This window comes from Pseudomonas sp. UBA4617 (assembly GCF_002386445.1).
Lineage (GTDB): Bacteria > Pseudomonadota > Gammaproteobacteria > Pseudomonadales > Pseudomonadaceae > Aquipseudomonas.
On record NZ_DGIR01000025.1, the window covers coordinates 64,084 to 87,354 of the forward strand.

Here is a 23,271-nt window from a genome sequence, read left to right on the forward strand (position 1 = left end):
TGGGGCCGCTTTGCGGCCCTGACGATTCAGAAGGTATGCCCCAGGTTCAGGTACACCGCCTGCTCATGCGCGCTGTTGGCGCCATAGGTGAAATTCAACGGCCCCAATGGCGTCTCCAGCCCCAGGAAAATGCTGGCGGCATTGATGTAGCCACTGTCGAAAGCGTTGTCGTTGTTCCACGCCCGCCCACGTTCCAGCGACCCGCCAAGGTACAACGGGAAGTCCAGCGGCAGGTAGGCCCGTGGTGTCAGGCGGCGATAATAGACCATGCGCATCAGGCTCATGTTCTGCCCTGACACCGAGTCCTGGCGGAACCCTGACAGTTCTCTTGCCCCTCCCAGGACGAAACTTGACGTGACCACTTCGGTGGCATCCAGCGTGCGCCCGTAGCGTCCCCCCAGCACCAGGGTGTTCGGCCCGCTGCTGATGGCTTTGTCCAGGTTGAACATCCACTGCCGGTAATCCTGGTCGGAGTCCAGCGACTTGTCGTAGTTGCGCAAGGTCAGGCCGATGTCCTCGCCGCGGTGCGGGAAGTACACGTTGTCGAGGGTGTCGAACGAGTATTTCAGCTCGTAGAAGCCTTCGTTGAAACTGACCTTGGGCAGGTCCTGCTCGCCGATGCGCACCTCGGCCTCGCCCCAGGCCTTGCCCACGCCCAGGCGCACTTCACCGTTGGTACCGATCTGCCGCCCTACGTTCAGGCCGAAGCCGTAACGCTCCAGGCGGTACTCGGCGACCGGATCGTTGTCCAGGGTCGCTTCGATGTTCTGCGAGTTGAAGTCCAGGTACGGCGCGATGAAATAGCGCGAACCCACGTCCAGCGGCTGGTAGAACTCGCTATAGAGCTCCTGCTGGTCGCCGATCTGGCCACGAGTCAGCCATTCGGCGCCGAGGCTGTTGATGCCGTTGACGCGGTAGCTGGCACCCAGGTTGAAGGCGCTGTCGCCGCGCAGGTCGTCCGACAGGTTGAGGCCCAGGCGCAGGTAGTCGGTACCACCGCGTCGGCCCCGGGCATTGATCACCAGGGTGTTGTCGTCGCCCTTGTGTACCACGCGATATTGCACCCGGTCGAAGTAGTCCAGGCCATACAGCGTGCCCATGTCGGTCTGCAGACGGTCCAGCTCCAGCGGCGCATCGATTGGCTGGCGGATGTACGACCGGATGACGTCGTCGCTGACCTTGGAGTCGTTCTCGATCCGGATTGCGGTAATCACCGGGGTACGCTGGCGCGGCGAGCGGGCCACTGCCAGGCTGCTATCGGCCCCGGGCTGGCGCAGGGTGGCGAGGCGAGCGTCGAGCAGGCGGGTAGCACGGTAGCCGGCCTCGATCATGTCCCCGGCGCGGCCGAAATCGGTGACACCGAAGGCGGCCAGCGGCGGCTGGATGAGGATGTCGTCGCGGTGCAGGCTGGCCAGTTGCTCGTCCGAGTTGCGCCGGGTCATCAGGGTGATCGACTGGTTGAGCACATCGACCACCGTGGCCAGTTGCTTGCGGTCACGCAGTGGGGTGCCGATGTCGACCACAATGGCCAGGTCCACGCCCATTTCGCGGGCCACGTCCACCGGAATGTTGTCGACCATGCCGCCGTCCACCAGCAGCCGGCCGTCCAGCTCGACTGGGGCGAACACCGCCGGGATCGACATGCTGGCACGGATCACCTGGGGCAGGTGGCCATGGCTGAACACCACTTTCTCGCCACTGGCGATGTCGGTGGCCACTGCCCGGAAAGGAATCGGCAGCCTGTCGAAGTCACGGGTGTCGGCGGTGTGCGCCAGCTTGCTTTCCAGCAGCAAGGACAGGTTCTGGCCCTGGATCACGCCCAGTGGCAGGCCCAGGCTGCCATCGTCGCGAAAGCTGAGTTTCTGCTTCACCAGGAAGTCGCGGTCGTCCTGCTTGCGCCGGAACGGCACGTCCTTGCGCGGTGGGGCATCGGACAGCGCCTGTTGCCAGTCGAGGGTGGTGGCAAGCTTTTCCAGCTCTTCGACACTGTAGCCCGAGGCGTACAGGCCGCCGATCACCGCGCCCATGCTGGTACCGGCGATGGCGTCGATGCGCACACCTTGTTGTTCAAGCGCCTTGAGCACACCAATGTGGGCCAGGCCGCGGGCCGCGCCGCCCGACAGCACCAGGCCAACCTTGGGCCTGGCCGCTTCGGTGGCAAAGGCCGTGAGCGAGGTGAGGGCAAGCAGGAAACAGAACAGCAAACGGCGCATCGTGAGTCTCAAACCATGGGCTAAAGACCGCTAGTATAAGCGGCCCCTCACCTGGAGACGTTTCACCATGGCCGACAGCAAACCTGAAATCGTGATCACCTACTGCACCCAGTGCCAGTGGCTGCTGCGTGCCGCCTGGCTGGCCCAGGAACTGCTCAGCACCTTTGCCGATGACCTCGGGCGGGTGGCACTGGAGCCGGGTACCGGGGGCATCTTCCGCATCACCTGCAATGGCGTGCAGGTCTGGGAGCGCAAGGCCGATGGCGGCTTCCCCGAGGCCAAGGTATTGAAGCAGCGGGTGCGTGACCAGATCGACCCGCAGCGTGACCTCGGGCACAACGACCGCTGATCAGGTGCCCTCGGCCGCAGGCCGTTGCCGGGGGGGCTGCTCGGCAGCCAGGCGGCTGGACAGCACGATGGCGAAGATGATCAGCGCGCCACCCAGCAGCATGCGCAGGGTCGGGGTTTCGGCGAACACCACCCAGGCCACCGCAATGCCGTAGACCGGCTCCATGCCGAACACCACGGCGGCGGTGCGCGCCTTGATCACGGCCAGGCTGGCAACGAACAGGCTGTGGGCAACGCCGGTGCAGAAGATGCCGAGCAGGGCGATCCACAGCCAGTCCCGGCTGGCTACTTCGCCCAGGCCTGGGGCGGCGAACGCTAGCAGGCACAGGCCCACCACCAGGTTCTGCCACAGCGCCGCCTGTACCGCCGGCAGGCGGCCGGAGCCGGCGCGGTTGGTAAGAGACAGCAAGGCGAACAGCAGCCCCGACAGCAGCGCCCAGAGCAGGCCACCGGTGGCCTGGCTGGCCAGGTCGAATGCCGGAGTGACCAGCATCAGCCCGATGCTCACCAGCAGCACCAGCATGGCTTCGTTGCGGCGGATCCGTTCGCGGAACAGCAGGCCCTCGAGAATCACGGTAAAAGCCGGGAAACTGGCAAAACCTAGGGTGGCAATGGCCACGCCGCCGACTTTCACGGCGACGAAAAAGCTCACCCAATGGCCGGTCAGCAGCATGCCGCCAAGCAGCAGGCGACGGACGTCCTGGCCGCTCAGGCGTTGCCAGCCCGGGCCGGTCAGGCTGGCGAACAGGGCCAGGGCGAGCACGGCGAAGGCGGCGCGGCCGAACACGATGATTGCCGGGCTGGCGCTGGCGGCCAGCTTGCCGAAGACGCCGGTCAGGCCGAAGAACAGCGCGCCAATGTGCAGGGCGCCGAGAGCGGTGCGGTGGTTCATGAGGGGTCCTTGCTGAAGATCTTTGCTGGCAGTAGCGGCCTCTTCGCGGGCTTGCCCGGAAGAGGACGGCACAGGCAAAGTGTAAAGGTTCAGGCCAGCACGTTCTGTCGCAAGACTAGTGTGCGTTGTCGCCAGCCTCTCGCCGCAAAGCCAAAGGCGTGCAGCCGAATGCCCGTAACATCGCCGCCGAAAACGCGCTCTGCGAGCTGTACCCCACCTGCGCCGCAATCTCCCCCATCGGCAGCAAGGTCTGCACTACCAGCCGCCGCGCCTTGAGCAAGCGTCGCTGGCGGATGTAGTCCATTGGCGTCATCCCGCACTCCGTAGTAAAGCGCGCGTGCAGGCGAGCACTGGACAACCCGGCGATGCGCGCCAGGTCGGCTACCTGCAACGGGTAAGCGGCATGCTCCTCGATATGCGCATCGAACGCCGCATACGGCAGCCGCTGGCAAGCACCGCTGCTGGCAGCCGCCATGGGGTTGAGGCTGGCCAGGAGCAGCGCGGCGCCTTGCCGGGCAATCAGCGGGTCGTGCACCGGGCTGGCCGCCAGCCAGTCCACCAGCTGTTGCTGGCGCTCGTTCAGGCCGAGGGCGGCGGGACGGTCCAGCAGCCTGCGGCTGGCATCGGCATGCTCACCCAGTTGCTCGCGCAACCATTGCTCCCCCGGCACATCCAGCACCAGGCAATCGCTGCCGTTATCGCTGGCGCAGATATGATGAGCGCCTGCCGGTACCACGACCAGCCCCTGGCGAGCGATCCCGGCGCCATGCCCCTGGACTTCGAACTCCAGGCGGCCGCGCAGGCCGAACACCAACTGCGGGTGTTCGTGGCTGTGGGCGATCAGGCTGTGGCGGTAATGGCGCAGCGAGAGGATCGGACCGGTCATGGGCAACGTCCTGGCGGGGCAGGCCCGCATTGTGCCTGATTCCCGACAGCCCATCACTCGTCACGGTTTTGCCATGGCTCTGTCATCCATGCCTGCCAGTCTCCAGCAAACTGCGCCGGAGCCTGCCCATGACCCATGCCGAACTGTCCCGTCCCTCGCGCAAGCAGCGCGTGCGAACCCTGTGGATCTCCGACGTGCACCTGGGTACCCGTGATTGCCAGGCCGAACATCTTGCGCAATTCCTCAAGGGCTACCAGGCCGACCGCATCTACCTGGTGGGCGATATCATCGATGGCTGGAAGCTGCGCAGCGGAATCTACTGGCCGCAGGCCCACACCAATGTGCTGCGCCGCTTGCTGACCATGAGCAAGCGCGGTACCGAAGTGATCTACGTCACCGGCAACCATGACGAATTCCTGCGCCGTTATTCCAGGCTGATGCTCGGCAATATCCAGCTGGTGGACGAGGCTGAGCACCTGACCGCCGATGGCCGTCGGCTGCTGGTGATCCATGGCGACCAGTTCGATGTGATTACCCGTTACCATCGCTGGCTGGCGTTTCTTGGCGATCGGGCCTACGAGTTCACCTTGCTGCTCAACCGCTGGCTCAACCGCTGGCGGGCCCGCTATGGATACGGCTACTGGTCACTGTCGGCATACCTCAAGCACAAGGTCAAAGGCGCGGTGAACTTCATCAGCGATTTCGAGGATGCCATTGCCCACGAGTGCACCCGCCGTGGTTTTCACGGCGTGGTGTGTGGGCATATCCACCATGCCGAGATTCGCCGGGTGGGTGAGGTGGAGTACCTCAACTGCGGGGATTGGGTGGAGTCGTGTACGGGGCTGATCGAGCATTGGGATGGCACGATCGAGCTGTACCGGTTGGCCGAGGCGCAGGCGCGGGAGGCCCGGCAGGCTGGGGCACTGCGGGAGCCGGCGTAATGCTTCAGGCGCGAAAATCTACAGGCTGATCTTGCCCAGCAGGATATCCCTGAACATCACGAAATCCCCGGCCAGGCTGTACAACGGGTGGGTAAAGGTGGCAGGCCGGTTCTTTTCGAAAAAGAAATGCCCGACCCAGGCGAAGCCGTAGCCGAACACCGGCAGGGCCAGCAGCAGGGCCCATTTGCCACTGCCGATGGTGTAGGCCAGCAGGGCAATCACCAGGCTGGTACCGACAAAGTGCAGGCGGCGGCAAGTGGAGTTGCTGTGCTCCCCCAGGTAGTACGGATAGAACTCGGCAAAACTGCGAAACTGCGCTGTGCGGTTCATGGCACTGCTCCGGCAGATACTTTTGGACAGGATGCGCGGCGTGGAGCCTGATTCGAGTCTAGAGTGACTGGCGAGGCCGTCCAGTGACAATGGGCGCCAATTGAGTATCCTTGGGGGCACCGCAGGAGCGGTCTGCACAGTCATGAGCGAAAGAACCACGTCAGCCAGCTGGGCAACTGGGATCGTGAAGGCACTCGAGCTGGAAGGGCTGGACTGCCGGGCCATGTTCAAGCAGCTGGGGCTGGACTTCACTGCCCTGGACGACCCCGATGCGCGCTTCCCGCAGGACGCCATGACCCGCCTGTGGCAACTGGCGGAGGAGCTGTCCGGCAACGAGGCCATTGGTCTGAACATGGCGCGGGTGGTGCGCCCGGCGTCGTTCCATGTGGCGGGTTATGCGTTGATGTCCAGCCGCACCCTGGCCGAGGGTTTCGAGCGCCTGGTACGCTACCAGCGCATCATCGCCGAAAGCTGCGACCTGAGCTTCGTCGCCGACCCCGAAGGGTATTCGCTGATCCTGACCGTGCACGGCGACCATCTGCCGCCGACCCGGCACAGTGCCGAAGCGTCGCTGGCCTGCGGGCTGGCATTGTGCTCATGGCTCAGCGGCCGACCGGTGCAGCCGCGCCGGGTGCTGCTGCAGGGGCCGCCACCCAAGCATGTCGAGCCTTACAAGGCGGCGTTTCATGCCCCGCTGGTGTTCGCTGCGGCGCACGATGCGCTGCTGTTCGAGCGGGCCGACATGGAGGCACCGTTGCCCACCGCCAATGAAGCCATGGCGGTGCTGCACGACCGGTTTGCCGGGGAATACCTGGCGCGTTTTTCCGAAACCCGGGTAACCCACCGGGTACGCCAGGTGCTGTGCCGCATTCTGCCGCAGGGCGAGCCCAAGCGCGAAACCCTGGCCCAGGCCCTGCACCTGTCGCAGCGCACCTTGCAGCGGCGGTTGCAGGAAGAAGGCACCAGTTTCCAGGCATTGCTCGACGACACCCGTCGCGAACTGGCCGAACAGTACCTGGCACAACCAGGCATGACCCTGCTGGAAACCGCCTACCTGCTGGGTTTCGCCGACCCCAGCAACTTCTACCGGGCGTTCCGCCGCTGGTTCGATACCACGCCCAGCGAGTACCGTGCCCGCCTGGGCGCTACGGCCGCGGGGCTCAGTGACGCCAGAACGCTGGCATACACAGCACTAGCACGGTGATGATCTCCAGGCGGCCGAGCAGCATGCCGCTGGAGAGGATCCACTTGGCCGCGTCCGGCAGGCTGGCATAGTTGCCTGACGGGCCGATCACCTCACCCAGGCCCGGGCCTACACCGGAGACCGTGCCGGCAGCACCGGTCAGGGCGGTCATCCAGTCTACGCCCAGCAGCGACAGCAACAGTGCCATCACGCAGATGGTGATGGCGAAGAAGAACGAGAAGGTCAGGATCGAGCGCACGATTTCTTCGTCAAGGCGGTGACCGTTGTACTTCTGCTTGATCACCGCGCGCGGGTGGATCAGCTGATTGAGGCTGGCCTTGAGCAGAATGTAGGCGACCTGGAAGCGGAAGATCTTGATGCCGCCGGCGGTCGAGCCGGAGCAGCCCCCGACGAAGCCCAGGTAGAAGAACAGCATCAACGAGAAGTTACCCCACAGGCTGTAGTCGCCCAGGGCGAAGCCGGTGGTGGTGACCACCGAGGTCACATTCAGGGCCACGTGGCGCAGGGCGTCGAGCCAGTGCATCTGGGTGGTGGCCCAGTACCAGGTGCCCAGCACCAGCCAGGTGACCAGCAGCATGCCGAGCAAGCCCTGTACCTGCTGGTCGCGAAGCAGCGCCTTGCGGTTGCCACGCAGGGTCGCGACATACAGCGTGAAGGGCAGGCTACCGAGGATCATCACCACCACCGCGACCCAGTGCACGGCGGGGATGTCCCATTTCGCCAGCGACTGGTCGGAGGTGGAAAACCCGCCGGTGGAAATTGCCGACATGGCGTGGTTGATGGCATCGAAGGGGCTCATCCCGGCCCACCAGAAGGCCAGCGCGCCGAGGATCGAAAAGCCGACGTACACCCCCACGATCGACTTGGCGACCATATGCGAGCGTGGCATGACTTTCTCGGAACGGTCGGACGATTCGGTCTGGAACAGGCGCATGCCACCGATGCGCAGCAGTGGCAGGATCGCTACCGCCATGCCGATGAAGCCGATGCCGCCAAGCCAGTGCAGCATCGAGCGCCACATCAGGATGCCCGGTGACATGCTGTCGAGCCCGCTGAGCACGGTAGCACCGGTGGCGGTGATGCCCGACATGCTCTCGAAGAAGGCGTCGGTGTAGCTGATGTGCTGGGTCAGCAGGAAGGGCAGGGCGGCGAACACGCACACCACCAGCCAGCTGCTGACCGTCAGCAGGTACATGTCGCGCGGGCGCAGGTGCACATGCTCGGGGCGGCCCTGGACCACCAGGGCCAGGCCGGCGAGGAAGGTGACCAGGCTAGACCAGAGGAACGACGGCATGTCACCGGTGCGTTCGAAGATCACCAGGGTCGCCATGGGCACGGCCATGCTGACAGCGAGGGTAATCAGGAAGATGCCGATGATGAAACCAATGATCCTTAAGGTCGGCAACGCCATGTGATCTGCTCTGACTCGAAACGGAAGGGCGCCATTCTACCTATGGGTCTGGTGATGTAAACGCTAGAATGGCGCCACATTCACCTGCCAGGAGGGTAGCCGATGGAGGCTCTCGACGCATTGCTCAACCGTGTTTCCGTGCCACGCCTGACTGACCCGGCCCCCAATGCCGCCCAGCGCGAGGCGCTGTTCCAGGCCGCGCTGCGTGCCCCGGACCACGGCCAGCTGCGGCCTTGGCGGTTCCTTACCATCGAAGGCCAGGGCCGCGAGAAACTGGGCGAGCTGTTCGCTGAAGCACTGCAGCACAAGGGCGATGCCAGCCAGGCTGCACTGGACAAGGCCCGCGCCATGCCGTTGCGGGCGCCGTTGCTGATCGTGGTGATTGCCCGCGTGCAGGACCATTTCAAGGTGCCTGGTTCCGAGCAGCGCCTGGCGGCGGGCTGTGCGGCGCATGGCATCCTGATTGCGGCGCATGCGCAAGGGATCGGGGCGGTATGGCGAACCGGTGACATGGCCTACGATGTCCATGTGCACAAGGGCCTGGGGCTGGCTGAGAACGAGGAGCTGATTGGCTACCTGTATGTCGGTACGCCACTGGCCGAGCCGCGTACGGCGCCGGTTCTGGACACCACTGATTTCGTCAGCGCCTGGGGCGAATAACCGCCGAGAATGCCGGGGCTGCGCAGTAGACCCGGCCATTTCAAGCCGGGACTGCTTCCCCAGGCAACTCCAGCCTGGCCACGAATCCGCCCTGTGGGTGGTTCTCCAGCACCAGGCTGCCGCCATGGCGCTCCGCCGCCTTGCGTGCAATCGCCAACCCCAGCCCATGCCCCGGCGCTTCCTGCCCCGGCGCGCGGAAGAATGGCTCACCGAGCTGTTGCAGATGCTCGGCCGCCGCCCCGGGCCCATGGTCGCGTACGCTCACCAGGATGCGGCCTTGCTCGCGCGCGGCGCTGATTTCGATCGGCTGGCCCACCGGGTTGAAGCGCAGCGCGTTGCGTAGCAGGTTGTCCACGGCGCGCTCGATCAGCGTTGGCCAACCTTGCAAGGTCAAGCCCGGCTGCGCCTCCAGGCGCACGTCCTGCTCCGGCGCACTGAGCTGTGCATCCTTGCGCACGCTGCCGAGCACGGCATTGAGGTCGACCGGCTCGGCATGGGCCTGTTCGGCATCGACCCGCGCCAGAGTGAGTATTTCGCTGATCAGGTCTTCCAGACGGTCGCATTCGCGAGTCAGCCGCGGCCACAGCGCCTCCCGCTGCCCAGGTTCGGCGCGCTCGGCCAGGGCCAGGGCGATGCGCAGCCTTGCCAGCGGTGAGCGCAGTTCATGGGACACGTCGCGCAACAACTGGCGCTGGCTGCCGATGGTGCTTTGCAGGCGTGCGCCCATCTTGTTGAAGTCCTTGGCCAGCACGCCGAACTCGTCGCGCCGCGCCGCCAGTTGCGCCAGGCTGTTCTGCTGGTAGGTGGTCTGGCCCAGGTCGTGCACGGCGCTGCGCAGGCGGCTGAGCGGGCGGGTGATTGACAGCGTTACCAACAGGCTGAACAGGGTCAGTACCACCAGTGCGATCCCCAGGGCGCTGAGCGGCCACAGCAGGCTTTCACGGTGCCAGGCAACCAGTGCCGGGTGGGGGATACGGTAGATCAGCAGGTAGGTCTCGCCTGTGTCGGGGCTGGTGTATTCCTCGGTCAGCCGGCGCCAGGGCAGGCGCCGCTGGTCGTTGTGCTGGCGTGCCTCCAAAGCTGCCGCACGGCGCGGGAAGGTGCCGGGCACGACGGCTTCGCCACTGTCGTCGAGCACTTGCACGTCGATCTTGAAGCGCTCTTTGCGTCGTTCCAGGAACTGCTGGGCCGAAGCCAGGCCTTCCTGCTCGTAGTGCCTGGCCCACTGGCTGGCCAAGGTATTGAGGCCCGGGTGGCGGCTCAGGATCCAGGCATCCTGGTTGAGCATGTGGCCCAGCAGGATCGACAGGCCCGCGACCAGGGCGATGGCCAGCCAGAAACTGGCCAGGACGCGCCAGAACAGTGAACGCAAGTGCACCTCCTAAACGGAAAAACCCGGCCCGCTCTGGGCGGGCCGGGCACAAGCTGTCAGCTTACTGGGCCTTGGTGCCTTTTTCAGCTTTCCAGGCCTGGAACTCCTGCCACTCGGCTTTACGGGCGGCGCGTTCCTTCTGCAACTCGTCGAACTGCTTCTGCTGCTCCGGCTTGAGCAGGGCACGGACCGCGCTGTCGGTCTTGTCGCGGCTGGCCTGCAGCTCGTCCTTCATGGCCTTCTGGTCGGCCGCTGGCAGCTTGGACAGGTAGCGCTCGGTGATCTCGCGGCGCTGCTTCATCTGTTCGCCCATCAGCTTGCCGATCTGCTGGCGCTGGTCACGGCTCAGGTCCAGCTGGTGGAACGGCGCGTCACCGCGATGATGCGGGCCGCCGTGGCGCGGGCCGTCTTCAGGCATGGCCAGGGCCACGGTCGGCAGGGCGGCGGCGAACATCAGGGCGATAAGGGTCTTGCGCATGGTGTCTCTCCTTTCATGGGCCGGTGTCTACCGGATGAACACAGTCTAGGGAGAGCACCGTCAAGCGCCGTCAGCGGAGGGTAAAGGCTCGGTAAAGAGGGTCAGAGGCAGTAGTAATAGCCGCGGCTGCGCAGGGCCACGATGCGCGGGCGGCCATCGGTGTGCGGGCCGATCTTCTTGCGCAGGTTGCTGACGTGCATGTCCAGGCTGCGGTCGTACAGGGTCAGTTTGCGGCCCAGGCCGATCTGCGCCAGTTCCTGCTTGTCCAGCGGCTCGCCCGGTTGGCGCAGCAGGGCTTCGAGAATGCGGCTCTCGGACAGGGTCAGGGTCATTTCGCGGCCATCGATGCTGGCCACGCCACGGGCAGGGCTGTAGACCAGGTCGCCCAGCTCCACCTGGCTGCTGGTGGCGGCAGGGTGGCTGCGGCGCAGCACGGCGCGCAGGCGGGCGGTGAGTTCACGTGGGTCGCACGGTTTGGCCAGGTAATCGTCGGCGCCCAGTTCCAGGCCGAGAATGCGGTCCAGCGGTTCGCCGCGGGCCGAAAGCATTACCACTGGCAGCTCGGCATGCTCGCTGCGCAACTGCTTGAGCAGCTCCAGGCCACTGCCATCGGGCAGCATCACATCCAGTACCACGGCCGCCGGGGCATGCGTGGCCAGGGCCTGGCGGGCGCTCTTGCCATCATGGCAGGCACGCACGGTGAACCCTTCCTGGGTCAGCCAGCTGCCAAGCAGTTCGCACAGTTCCTGGTCATCATCAATCAGTAACAGCTCGCTCATGACTCACTCAATTCAACCATTGACGGCGACTATTCGGCCCGCCAGTGGCAAAGATACCGCAGACTGATGGCAATCGTATAACTGCCGGCACCGCGCCAGCCTTCGCGAGCAAGCCCGCGAAAGATGCCGACGCGTATCAGGTCAAGGCAGCACTTGCTTGAATGGCTTGACCACAACCTTGTCGTATACGCCCGCTGCAATGTAAGGGTCGGCATCGGCCCAGGCCTGCGCCGCCGCCAGGGAAGCGAACTCGGCAACGATCAGGCTGCCGCTGAAACCCGCTTCGCCCGGGTCATTGCTATCGATGGCCGGGTGCGGGCCGGCCAGCACCACGCGGCCTTCGGCTTTCAGTTGCTGCAGGCGCTCGATGTGCGCCGGGCGGGCAGCCAGGCGTTTTTCCAGGGAGTTTGCGACGTCGCTGGCGATGATGGCGTAGAGCATGTCAATCCTTGGGTTTGGAGGTAGAAGGGTCGTCGTGCAGGTGGCGCGACAGGTACACACCTTGCGCCACCAGGAACATCACGGTCATGCCCAGGCTGCCGAACACCTTGAAGTCGACCCAGAAGTCCTGGAAGGTGAAGGCGACGAACAGGTTGGCCGCGCCGCAGAACAGGAAAAAGCCGATCCAGGCCAGGTTCAGGCGGGTCCAGATGAGGTCGGGCAGGCTCAGCGCATGGCCCATGATGCGCTTGATCAGCACCCGGTCGCCGATGAAGTGGCTGCCGGCGAAGCCCAGGGCGAACAGCCAGTTGACCACCGGCGCCTTCCACTTGAGGAAGGTTTCGCTGTGGAAGGTCAAGGTCAGGCCGCCGAACACCAGGCACGCCACCAAAGTCAGCCACTGGCCCTTCTCCAGCTTGCGCTGACGCAGGAACAGCGCGCCGTAGACCACCAGCGAGCTGATGATCAGCATGGCCGTGGCGCTGTAGATCCCGCCGAATTCGAAGCTGTGGCCGGCGACCTCCATGGGGCGCGGGTCGAGCTTGTAGACGATGAAGAACAGCAACAGCGGAATGAAATCGATGAATTGTTTCACAATGGCAGCCAGAATCGGGATGTGACGGCATAATAACAAACATCGATTCCAGCGAAAGCGCTCCTCCATGAATGTTGATCTGCACTGTCACAGCACGGCCTCCGACGGCGCCCTGTCGCCTTCGGCGCTGGTCGCCCGGGCCCATGAGCACGGGGTGCAAACGCTGGCACTGACCGACCATGACACCATCGAGGGCCTGCCCGAGGCGCGCCAGGCCTGCCGCGACAAGGGCATGCACTGGGTCAGCGGGGTGGAGCTGTCGTGCACCTGGGGCGGCGCGACCATCCATGTGCTGGGCTATGATTTCCCGCTCGACGCGCCGCCGCTGCTGGCGGCGATCGAAGCGCTGCACCGTGGCCGCTGGCTGCGCGCCGAAGAAATCGACAAACGGCTGGCGGCCAAGGGCATGCCCGGCGCCCTCGAAGGCGCCCGCGCCGTGCAGCACGAACTGGGCGACAGTGGCAACGCCCCGGCGCGCCCGCATTTTGCCGAATACCTGGTGCGTGCCGGGCACGTCAAGGACCGCGGCGAGGCGTTTCGCAAGTGGCTGGGCGCCGGCAAGCTGGGCGATGTCAAGCAGCATTGGCCGAGCCTCGATGAAACCGTTGCCACCCTGCGCCAGTCCAACGCTTGGGTGAGCCTGGCGCATCCCATGCACTACGACCTGACCCGCAGCAAGCGCAGAAGGCTGATTGCCGACTATATTCAGGCAGGCGGGCAGGCACTGGAGGTGGTCAACGGAATGATGCCGGCCGAGCAGGTGGGCACGATGTCCATCCTCACCCGTGAGTTCGGCCTGCTGGCAAGCGCTGGCAGTGACTTCCACGGCCCCGGCACCTGGGGCGAGATCGGTGCCTACCGGCCTTTGCCCGAGGACCTGCCACCTCTGTGGCGCCGATTCAGCCATGAACAGCCTTTGGCGGTATGAACAGGACGACTACGTGAGCCAATTTTTCCAGATTCATCCGGAGAACCCCCAGCCGCGGCTGATCCGCCAGGCGGTGGAGATCATCCGCAAGGGCGGCGTGGTGGTGTATCCGACCGACTCGGCCTACGCCCTGGGCTGCCAGATCGGCGACAAGGCGGCGATCGAACGGGTGCGACGCCTGCGCGGCCTGGACAAGACCCACAATTTCACCCTGATGTGCTGTGACATGTCGCAGTTGGGGCTGTATGCCAAGGTCGATACCGGCACCTTCCGCCTGCTCAAGGCGCATGTGCCGGGGCCTTATACCTTCATTCTCAATGGCACCCGCGAAGTACCGCGCCTGCTGCTGCACGAAAAGCGCCGCACCATCGGCCTGCGCGTGCCAGACCATGCCATTACCCTGGCCTTGCTCGCCGAGCTGGGCGAGCCGCTGATGAGCGTGAGCCTGATCCTGCCGGGCGACGACGAGCCGATGACCGACCCGTACGAGATTCGCGAGCGCCTGGAGCATCATGTCGACCTGGTGATCGACGGCGGTTTTGGCGACCTCAAGGCCTCGACCATCATCGACCTGTCCGGTGACGAGCCGGAGCTGATCCGCGAAGGCTGCGGCGACCCCACGCCATTCCTGGTCAACGCGTGAGCCAGGTCGAAACACCCGAGGCACCGCCCGAACTGGCCGAGGCGCCGCGGCAACTGCAGCTGGCGCTGGTCTATGGCGAAGCCCTGACCGAGCTGCCGCTGGACCTGTACATCCCGCCGGACGCGCTGGAGGTCATCCTCGAAGCTTTCGAAGGCCCGCTGGACCTGTTGCTGTACCTGATCCGCAAGCAGAACATCGACATCCTCGACATCCCGGTGGCGGAAATCACCCGCCAGTACATGGGTTATGTGGAGCTGATGAAGAGCGTGCGCCTGGAGCTGGCGGCCGAATACCTGGTGATGGCCGCCATGCTCGCCGAGATCAAGTCGCGCATGCTGCTGCCGCGCTCGGCCGATGTCGAGGAGGACGAGGGCGACCCACGCGCCGAACTGATCCGCCGCCTGCAGGAGTATGAGCGTTTCAAGGCTGCCGCCGAAGGCATCGATGGGTTGCCCCGGGTTGGCCGCGAGGTCGTGGTGCCACGCCTGGAGGCACCGCAGGCCAAGGTGCGCAAGCTGTTGCCCCAGGTCAGCCTGGAAGAGCTGCTGGTGTCCATGGCCGAGGTGATGCGCCGCAACGACTTGTTCGAGAGCCACCAGATCACCCGTGAGACCCTGTCCACCCGGGAACGCATGAGCCTGGTGCTGGAGCGCCTGAAGGGCGGCGGCTTCGTGCCGTTCGTCGAGCTGTTTGCTGCCGAGGAGGGCAAGCTGGGCGTGGTGGTGACCTTCATGGCGATCCTTGAGCTGGTGAAGGAATCGCTGGTCGAACTGGTGCAGAATGAACCCTTCGCCGCCATCCACGTGCGGCTTCGCCCGGCGCTTGTAGAAGAACCTGATGAACCTGAATGAACCCCGTGACCTGGCGTCGCTGATCGAGGCCTTCCTGCTGGCTTCGGGCAAGCCGCAATCGCTGGAACGCCTGTACGAGCTGTTCGAAGAGGCCGAACGGCCAGAGCCCAAGGTCTTCAAGCAGGCCCTGGAGCTGCTGGGCACATCGTGCACTGGCCGTGCCTTCGAACTCAAGGAAGTGGCCAGCGGCTACCGCCTGCAGATTCGCGAAGACTTTGCCCCCTGGGTCGGGCGCCTGTGGGAAGAGCGCCCGCAGCGCTATTCACGCGCGCTGCTGGAAACCTTGGCCTTGATCGCCTACCGCCAGCCGATCACCCGTGGCGAGATCGAGGATGTGCGTGGGGTGGCGGTGAACAGCAACATCATCAAGACCCTCATGGAGCGCGAGTGGGTTCGCGTGGTCGGTTACCGCGAGGTGCCCGGGCGGCCGGCGATGTTCGCCACCACCAAGGGCTTTCTCGATCATTTCAACCTGAAGAGCCTGGACGAACTGCCGGCCCTGGCCGAGCTGCGGGAAATGCAGCCCGAGCCGCTGCTCGACCCGGATGATGCGCCGGTACCGGCGCACCTGCAGGCGTTGGCCGATGCCAGCCTTGGCGCAGAAGAGCAAGTTGCCGAGCCGAAGGAGGAGACCAGTTTCCGTAGCCTGCTGGTGGAGCTGGATGCCATGGAAGAAGGGTTGAAGACCGACTTCGATGACTTGCGTGAAGAGGAGCCTGGGGCCTCGATGGAGGAAGAGGGCAAGGTGCAGCCCTGATTCTTCTGTTGCCTGCACCGGCCTATTCGCGGGTTCACCCGCGAAGAGGCCGGTACTGCCAACACATCACCATTAGGCAGATACTCCTGCCAACGCCTACAAAACCTTCTACGCTCCAGTGCGTTCCCGCGTCGAACCGCGTATGATGCGCGGCCTTTTGGCACGTTCGTCGCCAAGAACCTGTTTTCATTCCTACACCGGGAGGTGCCCAGATGAGTGAGCAAGACCTGCAAGATAGCCAACCTACCCCTCCGTCCGGCGAAAAGCTGCAGAAAGTGCTGGCGCGTATCGGCGTGGGCTCGCGGCGTGACGTCGAGGCCTGGATCAGCCAGGGCCGTATCAAGGTCAATGGCGTCGAGGCCACCCTTGGCCAGCGCGTCGACCTGCACGATGCCATTGCCGTGGACGGCAAGCTGATCAAGCGCGAAGAGGCCGCCGAGGCCATCCGCCGGGTGATCATGTACAACAAGCCCGATGGCGAGATCTGCACCCGTGACGACCCGGAAGGTCGCCCGACCGTGTTCGATCGCCTGCCACGGCCGAAGGAAGGCCGCTGGATCAACATTGGCCGGCTCGACATCAACACTACCGGCCTGCTGCTGTTCACCACCGATGGTGAGCTGGCCAACCGCCTGATGCACCCCTCCTACGAGATGGACCGTGAGTACGCGGTGCGTGTGCGCGGCGAAGTCGATGACGAGATGATCGAGCGCCTGAAGGCTGGCGTGATGCTGGAAGACGGCCCGGCCAAGTTCACCGACATCCAGAAGGCGCCGGGTGGCGAAGGCTTCAACCACTGGTACCACTGCGTGGTGATGGAAGGCCGTAACCGCGAGGTACGTCGCCTGTGGGAATCCCAGGGCATGGTGGTCAGCCGCCTGAAGCGCGTGCGGTTCGGCCCGGTGTTCCTCAATTCCGACCTGCCGATGGGCCGTTGGCGTGAAATGACCCAGGGCGAAATCGACATCCTCGCCGCTGAAGTGGGCCTGCAGCCAGTAGCGCTGCCTGCCATGAAACTCAAGGCCAAGGACAAGCTGGAGCGCTTGCAGCGCAAGTCGACCCGCCCGTTGGGCCGTGGCGAGCGCGTGCGCAGCCTGCGCCCGGCCCACGAAGGCGGCGCTGGCGAGGAACGCCCGGCGCGCCAGCCGCGTGAGGAAGCCCCGCGCAAGAGCAGCCGTGGCAGCACCGTTGCCGAGCGCCCGAGCGAGATGCGCAAGCGCCCGGGCAAGCCTGACGCTGACAAGCCGACCGGCCGTGGTCGTGGCAAGCCGCGTGGCTGATCGGCCTTTGCGGTAACGAGAACCAGCCTTCGGGCTGGTTTTTTTATGCCTGTGGGATTTGCGGCTGCTGCGATGGGCCGCAAAGAGGCCCAAGACATTGAACAAAAAGAATTTTTCGGACGACTGGCAAGTTCTCGAACCGCCGTGTAAAAAAATCTATACAGATACCGCCGAATCCAGCCCGGATTTCAGAATTTCCACGCCCCTGTAAACATTGCTTGCCGCCGCCACAATGCCCGAGCCTGCCTCCAGGCTCCGCTCACCCTTGCCCAAAACCCCGCCCCACGGTGTTATAGCCGTCATTGCCGTGTGCAAAAGCCGGTCCGCAGAGCCCGGCTGACAAAACAACAAATGGAGGCGCCATGTACGCCGATCACTCCGCCTTTGAAGGCCTACACCACAGGATCGCTGCGTTTTTTCCCAGGGAAACGATGCAGTGCGTTGACGCCTGCGCGTTTGCAGGGGTATACAGTGCGCCGCGTTTTACCTGTGACTCCTTTGCGTACCGCGCACTCCTGATCACCCCTGGTTGACCCGCTCCGGCGGCTGCAGAGTTCAGGAAACCCAAGGTAACCACCTTGCCCATTCCGCTGCGCCACGAGCGCGGTGGGTCCGATTCCGTCACAGATAAAAACAATGCAGGTGACTTCGTTCATGAGTGGACAAAACATGCATTCAGGCGAGCTCAAGCGGGGCCTGAAGAACCGCCACATCCAGCTGATTGCCCTGGGTGGTGCGATCGGTACCGGCCTGTTCCTCGGTTCGGCCGGGGTGATGAAATCCGCCGGCCCGTCGATGATCCTTGGCTACGCCATCTGCGGCTTCATCGCCTTCATGATCATGCGCCAACTGGGCGAAATGATCGTCGAAGAGCCGGTAGCCGGCTCGTTCAGCCATTTCGCCCACACCTACTGGGGCGGTTTCGCCGGCTTCCTGTCGGGCTGGAACTGCTGGGTGCTGTACATCCTGGTGGGCATGTCGGAGCTGTCGGCCGTCGGCAAATATGTCCACTACTGGTGGCCGGAGATCCCGACCTGGGTCACCGCGGCGGCGTTCTTCGTGCTGATCAACGCCATCAACCTGATGAACGTGAAGTTCTTCGGTGAAGCGGAATTCTGGTTCGCCATCATCAAGGTGGTGGCCATCGTCAGCATGATCGGCCTGGGTGCCTACCTGCTGACCAGCGGCAGCGGCGGCCCCGAGGCGACCGTGGCCAACCTGTGGTCGCATGGTGGCTTCTTCCCGAACGGTGTCAGCGGGCTGGTGATGGCCCTGGCGTTCATCATGTTCTCCTTCGGTGGCCTGGAAATGCTCGGCTTTACCGCTGCCGAGGCCGACAAGCCGAAGACCGTGATCCCCAAGGCGATCAACCAGGTCATCTACCGCATCCTGATCTTCTATGTGGGCGCCCTGGTGGTCCTGCTGTCGCTGACCCCGTGGGACAACCTGGTCGCCAGCATCGCTGCCTCGGGTGGCAGCTATGGCAGCAGCCCGTTCGTGCAGGTGTTCTCGCTGCTGGGCAGTGACGTGGCGGCGCACTTGCTGAACTTCGTGGTCCTGACTGCAGCATTGTCGGTGTACAACAGCGGCACCTACTGCAACGCCCGCATGCTGCTGGGCATGGCCGAGCAGGGCGATGCCCCGGCGTCGCTGGCCAAGGTCGACAAGCGTGGTGTGCCGGTGCGTTCGATTCTGGCGTCGGCCGCTGTGACCTTTTTCGCCGTGCTGCTCAACTACCTGATGCCGCAGAACGCCCTGGAGCTGCTGATGTCGCTGGTGGTGGCGACCCTGGTGATCAACTGGGCGATGATCAGCTACTCGCACCTGAAGTTCCGTCAACACCTCGACCGCACCGGCCAGAAGCCGCTGTTCAAGGCGCTGTGGTACCCCTATGGCAACTATGTCTGCCTGGCATTCGTGGTGCTGATCCTCGGCATCATGCTGATGATCCCGGATATCCAGGTATCGGTGTATGTGATGCCGCTGTGGGTGTTCGTCATGTTCGTGGTGTACATGGTCAAGCCGCGTCGCCGGATGAATACCGGTGTGGCTGCTGGTGGCATGGCCAAGTAGGCCGCCATGCAGTAGCCGGGAACCCGGAGCCAGGTGACTGGCTTCGGGTTTTTTCTTGCCTGTCCCGGCCGTGGCTTGCCGGCGACAGGGCCGAGGCAGAAGTCAGATCTGCTCCAGCAACCAGCTTCTGAATGCCCGCAACGATGGCAACGCCTCGTTCCGCGGCGGGTAGATCAGGTAATAACTGCGCTGGCTGGCAAACGCCTCGCCGGGGCTGTACAGCTCGCCCTTGGCCAACTCTTCTTCCACCAGGATGCGCGGCACCAGGCCGATGCCGATACCGGCCCGTACCGCCTGGATCAGGTGCGAGGTCAGCTCGAAGCTCGGCCCCAGGCGCATCGCCCGGTGCGCCAGGCCATGGTGGGAGAACCACTCGCCCCAGGCATGCGGGTTGTTGGCCACGTTCAGCAGCACCTCTTCACTGATCCGGGCCGGGCTCCAGCCCTGGCCATCCGCGCCAGCTTCCGGCGGCAGGATCACCACCAGTTGCTCGGCATGCAGGCGATGGCAGACCAGCCCCGGCAGGTCGTGGCTGGCCACGCCGATGGCGGCGTCGATCTCGCTGGTGTCGAAATTGATGGCTTCGATGCGTGAATGAATGTGCACCAGCATGCCCGGGTGGGCGCTGTAGAACGCGTGCAGCCGCGGCAGCAGCCACTTCGAGCCGAAGGTGGGCAGGGTGGCCAGGCGCAAGGTACCGACCCCCGACTGGTAGGCCAGTGCCTGCAGGGTGGCACTGCGAATGCGCCCCAGGGCCTCGCTGAGTTCCCGTTGGTACAGGCGCCCGACATCCGTGAGCTGCACCTGGCGCCCTTCACGGCGGAACAGGGTCAGCCCCAGCTGCTGTTCCAGTGCCTGTACCTGGCGGCTGACTGCGCTCTGGGTCAGCGACAGTTCGGCGGCGGCGCGGGTATAGCTTTCATGTCGGGCGGCAGCCTCGAAGGCCAGCAGCAGCGACATGGAGGGGGTCAGGTGGCGGTAATTCATTCATGGAAGTCATCGATAGCGGCAGGATTATCCGTTTGCCCCTGACGCGAAACTACAGGAACATTGGCCTATACGTCATCCCCGCATGCCTTCACTCATGCCGGAGCGACAGGAATCCCGTGAATTAGCCTATATCAAGAGGCCATCCTTCGATGATCGCCCAGCTGCCGACCGTTGCGCCGAGCGCCAATTACCCCGAATTCCTCGAAGCCCTGCGCAGCAGCGGCTTCCGTGGCCAGATAAGTGCCGACTACGCTACCCGCACGGTGCTGGCCACCGACAACTCGATCTACCAGCGCTTGCCGCAGGCCGCGGTGTTCCCGCTGGACGCCGACGACGTGGTGCGGGTCGCCACGCTGATGGGCGAGCCGCGTTTCCGCCAGGTCAAGCTGACCCCGCGCGGCGGCGGCACTGGCACCAATGGCCAGTCGCTGACCGACGGTATTGTCGTCGACCTGTCGCGGCACATGAACAAGATTCTCGAAATCAACGTCGAGGAGCGCTGGGTGCGGGTACAGGCCGGTACGGTCAAGGACCAGCTCAACGCCGCGCTCAAGCCGTATGGCCTGTTCTTCGCCCCCGAGCTGTCCACCTCCAACCGCGCCACCGTCGGTGGCATGATCAACACCGATGCCAGCGGCCAGGGCAGTTGCACCTATGGCAAGACCCGCGATCACGTCCTGGAGCTGCACAGCGTGCTGCTCGGTGGCGAACGCCTGCACAGCCTGCCGATCGACGATGCCGCACTGGAACAGGCCTGCGCCGCGCCCGGCCGGGTCGGCGAGGTGTACCGCATGGCGCGGGAGATCCAGGAAACCCAGGCAGACCTGATCGAAACCACGTTCCCCAAGCTCAACCGCTGCCTGACCGGCTACGACCTGGCGCACCTGCGCGACGAGCAGGGCCGTTTCAACCTCAACAGCGTGCTGTGCGGTGCCGAAGGTTCGTTGGGCTACGTGGTCGAAGCCAAGCTCAATGTGCTGCCGATCCCCAGGTACGCCGTGCTGGTCAACGTCCGCTACAGCAGTTTCATGGATGCCCTGCGCGACGCCAACGCGCTGATGGCGCACAAGCCGCTGTCGATCGAGACCGTCGACTCCAAGGTACTGATGCTGGCGATGAAGGATATCGTCTGGCACAGCGTCGCCGAATACTTCCCGGCCGACCCCGAGCGCCCGACCCTGGGCATCAACCTGGTGGAGTTCTGTGGCGACGAGCCGGCCGAGGTCAACGCCAGGGTGCAGGCGTTCATCCAGCACCTGCAGAGCGACACCGGTGTCGAACGCCTGGGCCACACCCTCGCCGAGGGCGCCGAGGCGGTGACCCGCGTCTATACCATGCGTAAACGTTCGGTGGGTTTGCTGGGCAACGTCGAAGGCGAAGTCCGCCCGCAGCCGTTCGTCGAGGACACTGCGGTACCGCCAGAACAACTGGCCGACTACATCGCCGACTTCCGCGCGCTGCTCGATGGCTACGGCCTGGCCTATGGCATGTTCGGTCACGTCGACGCCGGCGTGCTGCACGTGCGACCGGCGCTGGACATGAAGGACCCGGCCCAGGCGGCGCTGGTCAAGCCGATCTCCGATGCCGTGGCGGCGTTGACCCGAAGCTACGGCGGCCTGCTGTGGGGCGAACATGGCAAGGGCCTGCGGTCGGAGTACGTGCCGGAGTACTTCGGCGAGCTGTACCCGACGCTGCAGCGCCTGAAGGGCGCCTTCGACCCGCACAACCAGCTCAACCCGGGCAAGATCTGTACCCCGCCGGACAGTGCCGAGGGCCTGACCAAGGTCGATGGCGTGACCCTGCGCGGCGATCTCGACCGCACCATCGACGAGCGCGTGTGGCAGGACTTCGGCAGCGCCGTGCACTGCAACGGCAACGGCGCCTGCTACAACTATGACCCCAACGACGCCATGTGCCCGTCATGGAAGGCCACCCGCGAGCGCCAGCACTCGCCCAAGGGCCGCGCCTCGCTGATGCGTGAGTGGCTGCGCCTGCAGGGCCAGGCGAACATCGATGTGCTGGCTGCGGCGCGCAGTCGAGCGTCCTGGCTCAAGGGCCTGCCGGCACGCCTGCGCAACAACCGCGCACGCAGCCAGGGGCAGGCAGATTTCTCCCACGAAGTGTACGACGCCATGGCCGGCTGCCTGGCGTGCAAGTCGTGCGCCGGGCAGTGCCCGATCAAGGTCAACGTGCCAGATTTCCGCTCGCGCTTCCTCGAGCTTTACCACGGCCGCTACCAGCGCCCGCTGCGTGACTACCTGATCGGTTCGCTGGAGTTCACCATCCCGTACCTGGCCCACGCGCCGGGGTTGTACAACGCGGTGATGGGCTCGAAGTGGGTAAGCAGGTTGCTGGCCGACAAGGTGGGCATGGTCGACAGCCCGCTGCTCAGCCGCTTCAACTTCCAGGCCACCCTGGCCCGCTGCCGTGTCGGTGTGGCCAGTGTGCCGGCCCTGCGTGAGCTGACCCCGGCCCAGCGTGAGCGCAGCATCGTGCTGGTACAGGACGCCTTCACCCGCTACTTCGAGACGCCACTGCTGTCGGCCTTCATCGATCTGGCGCACCGCCTTGGCCATCGCGTGTTCCTGGCACCGTACAGCGCCAACGGCAAGCCGCTGCATGTGCAGGGCTTCCTCGGTGCGTTCGCCAAGGCGGCGATCCGCAATGCCAACCAGCTCAAGGCCCTGGCTGACTGCGGCGTACCGCTGGTGGGCCTGGACCCGGCGATGACCCTGGTGTACCGCCAGGAGTACCAGAAAGTCCCGGGCCTGGACGGTTGTCCGAAAGTTTTGTTGCCGCAGGAGTGGTTGATGGATGTGCTGCCGGAGCAGGCGCCGACTGCGCCGGGCCGCTTCCGCCTGATGGCGCACTGCACCGAGAAGACCAATGTGCCGGCCAGTACCCGGCAATGGGAACAGGTGTTCGCCCGCCTGGGGCTGAAGCTGGTGACCGAGGCCACTGGCTGCTGCGGGATGTCCGGTACCTACGGGCACGAGGCGCGTAACCAGGACACCTCGCGGACCATCTTCGAACAGAGCTGGGCGACCAAGCTGGACAACGAAGGCGAACCGCTGGCGACGGGTTATTCCTGCCGTAGCCAAGTCAAGCGCATGACCGAGCGGCAGCTGCGTCACCCGCTGGAGGTGGTGCTGCAGTACGCGCAGCGCTAGGTTTCAGGGCCTTGGGGGGCAAAGCGCCC

General features: G+C 64.8%; 22 protein-coding genes. 11 read left to right on the plus strand and 11 right to left on the minus strand.

From position 1 onward, the window contains the following. Nucleotides 1–26: 26 nt before the first annotated feature. Nucleotides 27–2,213, minus strand: coding sequence for a patatin-like phospholipase family protein (locus tag B4L76_RS10890; protein ID WP_296232414.1), 2,187 nt, complete (start codon nt 2,211–2,213; stop codon nt 27–29). A 67-nt stretch (nt 2,214–2,280) separates the two neighbouring features. Between B4L76_RS10890 and B4L76_RS10895 the strand changes: the two genes are divergently transcribed. Then, the gene (locus B4L76_RS10895; protein WP_296232415.1) at nt 2,281–2,562 is read left to right on the plus strand and encodes a SelT/SelW/SelH family protein; all 282 of its coding nucleotides are present in this window, start codon (nt 2,281–2,283) and stop codon (nt 2,560–2,562) included. Here the strand turns inward: B4L76_RS10895 and B4L76_RS10900 are convergent, their stop codons facing one another. Both B4L76_RS10900 and B4L76_RS10905 read right to left on the minus strand, forming a co-directional pair. Continuing rightward, nucleotides 2,563–3,453 carry a DMT family transporter gene (locus B4L76_RS10900; RefSeq protein WP_296232416.1) on the minus strand — a complete coding sequence of 297 codons (891 nt, stop codon included), beginning with the start codon at nt 3,451–3,453 and terminating at the stop codon, nt 2,563–2,565. A 115-nt stretch (nt 3,454–3,568) separates the two neighbouring features. After that, on the minus strand, nt 3,569–4,339 hold the full coding sequence (locus B4L76_RS10905) for a helix-turn-helix transcriptional regulator (protein ID WP_296232417.1): 771 nt from the start codon (nt 4,337–4,339) through the stop codon (nt 3,569–3,571). Between the two features lie 128 nt (nt 4,340–4,467). Here B4L76_RS10905 and B4L76_RS10910 point away from each other — a divergent pair, with 128 nt between their 5' ends. Next, nucleotides 4,468–5,280 carry a UDP-2,3-diacylglucosamine diphosphatase gene (locus B4L76_RS10910; RefSeq protein ID WP_296232418.1) on the plus strand — a complete coding sequence of 271 codons (813 nt, stop codon included), beginning with the start codon at nt 4,468–4,470 and terminating at the stop codon, nt 5,278–5,280. Between the two features lie 18 nt (nt 5,281–5,298). Here the strand turns inward: B4L76_RS10910 and B4L76_RS10915 are convergent, their stop codons facing one another. Then, nucleotides 5,299–5,610: a DUF962 domain-containing protein gene (locus B4L76_RS10915; RefSeq protein ID WP_296232419.1), complete on the minus strand. Its 312-nt coding sequence runs from the start codon at nt 5,608–5,610 to the stop codon at nt 5,299–5,301. A 142-nt stretch (nt 5,611–5,752) separates the two neighbouring features. Between B4L76_RS10915 and B4L76_RS10920 the strand changes: the two genes are divergently transcribed. Beyond that, nucleotides 5,753–6,814: an AraC family transcriptional regulator gene (locus B4L76_RS10920; RefSeq protein ID WP_296232420.1), complete on the plus strand. Its 1,062-nt coding sequence runs from the start codon at nt 5,753–5,755 to the stop codon at nt 6,812–6,814. On the opposite strand, the gene B4L76_RS10925 is transcribed toward B4L76_RS10920, so the two are convergent. After that, entirely contained in the window at nt 6,771–8,225 is a 1,455-nt protein-coding gene (locus B4L76_RS10925) for a TrkH family potassium uptake protein (RefSeq protein ID WP_289130991.1), read from the minus strand. The genes B4L76_RS10920 and B4L76_RS10925 overlap by 44 nt on opposite strands. Nucleotides 8,226–8,327: 102 nt before the next feature. Here B4L76_RS10925 and B4L76_RS10930 point away from each other — a divergent pair, with 102 nt between their 5' ends. After that, nucleotides 8,328–8,885 (plus strand): NAD(P)H nitroreductase, encoded by a 558-nt coding sequence (locus B4L76_RS10930; protein WP_296232425.1) that lies wholly within the window; start codon nt 8,328–8,330, stop codon nt 8,883–8,885. 40 nt (nt 8,886–8,925) lie between these two features. Here B4L76_RS10930 and B4L76_RS10935 read toward each other — a convergent pair whose 3' ends face one another. The 5 genes from B4L76_RS10935 to B4L76_RS10955 all read right to left on the minus strand — a co-directional run bounded on the left by B4L76_RS10935 (nt 8,926) and on the right by B4L76_RS10955 (nt 12,550). Further along, entirely contained in the window at nt 8,926–10,263 is a 1,338-nt protein-coding gene (locus B4L76_RS10935) for a sensor histidine kinase (RefSeq protein WP_296232426.1), read from the minus strand. Nucleotides 10,264–10,318: 55 nt separating this feature from the next. Then, a complete protein-coding gene (locus B4L76_RS10940; RefSeq protein WP_296232429.1) occupies nt 10,319–10,735 on the minus strand; it encodes a Spy/CpxP family protein refolding chaperone in 417 nt (138 codons plus the stop codon). A gap of 101 nt (nt 10,736–10,836) precedes the next feature. Continuing rightward, nucleotides 10,837–11,514 (minus strand): response regulator transcription factor, encoded by a 678-nt coding sequence (locus B4L76_RS10945; protein ID WP_296232430.1) that lies wholly within the window; start codon nt 11,512–11,514, stop codon nt 10,837–10,839. 141 nt (nt 11,515–11,655) lie between these two features. Continuing rightward, complete coding sequence (locus B4L76_RS10950) at nt 11,656–11,955, minus strand: YciI family protein (protein ID WP_296232432.1); 300 nt, start codon at nt 11,953–11,955, stop codon at nt 11,656–11,658. A gap of 1 nt (nt 11,956) precedes the next feature. Then, nucleotides 11,957–12,550, minus strand: a complete 594-nt coding sequence (locus B4L76_RS10955; protein WP_296232433.1) for a septation protein A — start codon at nt 12,548–12,550, stop codon at nt 11,957–11,959. 67 nt (nt 12,551–12,617) lie between these two features. Between B4L76_RS10955 and B4L76_RS10960 the strand changes: the two genes are divergently transcribed. The 6 genes from B4L76_RS10960 (at nt 12,618) to B4L76_RS10985 (ending at nt 19,082) form a co-directional block, all read left to right on the plus strand. Next, nucleotides 12,618–13,478, plus strand: coding sequence for a PHP domain-containing protein (locus tag B4L76_RS10960; protein ID WP_296232434.1), 861 nt, complete (start codon nt 12,618–12,620; stop codon nt 13,476–13,478). A 13-nt stretch (nt 13,479–13,491) separates the two neighbouring features. Next, nucleotides 13,492–14,121, plus strand: a complete 630-nt coding sequence (locus B4L76_RS10965) for an L-threonylcarbamoyladenylate synthase (RefSeq protein WP_200627528.1) — start codon at nt 13,492–13,494, stop codon at nt 14,119–14,121. Between the two features lie 125 nt (nt 14,122–14,246). Beyond that, complete coding sequence (locus tag B4L76_RS10970; protein WP_296232473.1) at nt 14,247–14,972, plus strand: segregation and condensation protein A; 726 nt, start codon at nt 14,247–14,249, stop codon at nt 14,970–14,972. Continuing rightward, nucleotides 14,959–15,729 (plus strand): SMC-Scp complex subunit ScpB, encoded by a 771-nt coding sequence (scpB, locus tag B4L76_RS10975; protein ID WP_296232435.1) that lies wholly within the window; start codon nt 14,959–14,961, stop codon nt 15,727–15,729. Before B4L76_RS10970 ends, scpB begins: the two co-directional genes overlap by 14 nt. 212 nt (nt 15,730–15,941) lie before the next feature. Beyond that, nucleotides 15,942–17,009 carry a 23S rRNA pseudouridine(2605) synthase RluB gene (rluB, locus tag B4L76_RS10980; protein ID WP_296232437.1) on the plus strand — a complete coding sequence of 356 codons (1,068 nt, stop codon included), beginning with the start codon at nt 15,942–15,944 and terminating at the stop codon, nt 17,007–17,009. A 654-nt stretch (nt 17,010–17,663) separates the two neighbouring features. Then, nucleotides 17,664–19,082, plus strand: a complete 1,419-nt coding sequence (locus B4L76_RS10985; RefSeq protein WP_296232439.1) for an amino acid permease — start codon at nt 17,664–17,666, stop codon at nt 19,080–19,082. Between the two features lie 102 nt (nt 19,083–19,184). Here the strand turns inward: B4L76_RS10985 and B4L76_RS10990 are convergent, their stop codons facing one another. After that, nucleotides 19,185–20,069, minus strand: a complete 885-nt coding sequence (locus B4L76_RS10990; RefSeq protein ID WP_170031242.1) for a LysR substrate-binding domain-containing protein — start codon at nt 20,067–20,069, stop codon at nt 19,185–19,187. A gap of 152 nt (nt 20,070–20,221) precedes the next feature. Between B4L76_RS10990 and ydiJ the strand changes: the two genes are divergently transcribed. Next, on the plus strand, nt 20,222–23,242 hold the full coding sequence (gene ydiJ / locus B4L76_RS10995) for a D-2-hydroxyglutarate dehydrogenase YdiJ (RefSeq protein WP_296232440.1): 3,021 nt from the start codon (nt 20,222–20,224) through the stop codon (nt 23,240–23,242). The last annotated feature ends 29 nt before the right edge of the window (nt 23,243–23,271 follow it).

What these genes read in the sequence shown, in the direction of transcription:
- B4L76_RS10890 (WP_296232414.1), bottom strand. Translation starts at nt 2,213, where the DNA reads ATGCGCCGTTTGCTGTTCTGTTTCCTGCTTGCCCTCACCTCGCTCACG.
- B4L76_RS10895 (WP_296232415.1), top strand. Translation starts at nt 2,281, where the DNA reads ATGGCCGACAGCAAACCTGAAATCGTGATCACCTACTGCACCCAGTGC.
- B4L76_RS10900 (WP_296232416.1), bottom strand. Translation starts at nt 3,453, where the DNA reads ATGAACCACCGCACCGCTCTCGGCGCCCTGCACATTGGCGCGCTGTTC.
- B4L76_RS10905 (WP_296232417.1), bottom strand. Translation starts at nt 4,339, where the DNA reads ATGACCGGTCCGATCCTCTCGCTGCGCCATTACCGCCACAGCCTGATC.
- B4L76_RS10910 (WP_296232418.1), top strand. Translation starts at nt 4,468, where the DNA reads ATGACCCATGCCGAACTGTCCCGTCCCTCGCGCAAGCAGCGCGTGCGA.
- B4L76_RS10915 (WP_296232419.1), bottom strand. Translation starts at nt 5,610, where the DNA reads ATGAACCGCACAGCGCAGTTTCGCAGTTTTGCCGAGTTCTATCCGTAC.
- B4L76_RS10920 (WP_296232420.1), top strand. Translation starts at nt 5,753, where the DNA reads ATGAGCGAAAGAACCACGTCAGCCAGCTGGGCAACTGGGATCGTGAAG.
- B4L76_RS10925 (WP_289130991.1), bottom strand. Translation starts at nt 8,225, where the DNA reads ATGGCGTTGCCGACCTTAAGGATCATTGGTTTCATCATCGGCATCTTC.
- B4L76_RS10930 (WP_296232425.1), top strand. Translation starts at nt 8,328, where the DNA reads ATGGAGGCTCTCGACGCATTGCTCAACCGTGTTTCCGTGCCACGCCTG.
- B4L76_RS10940 (WP_296232429.1), bottom strand. Translation starts at nt 10,735, where the DNA reads ATGCGCAAGACCCTTATCGCCCTGATGTTCGCCGCCGCCCTGCCGACC.
- B4L76_RS10945 (WP_296232430.1), bottom strand. Translation starts at nt 11,514, where the DNA reads ATGAGCGAGCTGTTACTGATTGATGATGACCAGGAACTGTGCGAACTG.
- B4L76_RS10950 (WP_296232432.1), bottom strand. Translation starts at nt 11,955, where the DNA reads ATGCTCTACGCCATCATCGCCAGCGACGTCGCAAACTCCCTGGAAAAA.
- B4L76_RS10960 (WP_296232434.1), top strand. Translation starts at nt 12,618, where the DNA reads ATGAATGTTGATCTGCACTGTCACAGCACGGCCTCCGACGGCGCCCTG.
- scpB (WP_296232435.1), top strand. Translation starts at nt 14,959, where the DNA reads ATGAACCTGAATGAACCCCGTGACCTGGCGTCGCTGATCGAGGCCTTC.
- rluB (WP_296232437.1), top strand. Translation starts at nt 15,942, where the DNA reads ATGAGTGAGCAAGACCTGCAAGATAGCCAACCTACCCCTCCGTCCGGC.
- B4L76_RS10985 (WP_296232439.1), top strand. Translation starts at nt 17,664, where the DNA reads ATGAGTGGACAAAACATGCATTCAGGCGAGCTCAAGCGGGGCCTGAAG.
- B4L76_RS10990 (WP_170031242.1), bottom strand. Translation starts at nt 20,069, where the DNA reads ATGAATTACCGCCACCTGACCCCCTCCATGTCGCTGCTGCTGGCCTTC.
- ydiJ (WP_296232440.1), top strand. Translation starts at nt 20,222, where the DNA reads ATGATCGCCCAGCTGCCGACCGTTGCGCCGAGCGCCAATTACCCCGAA.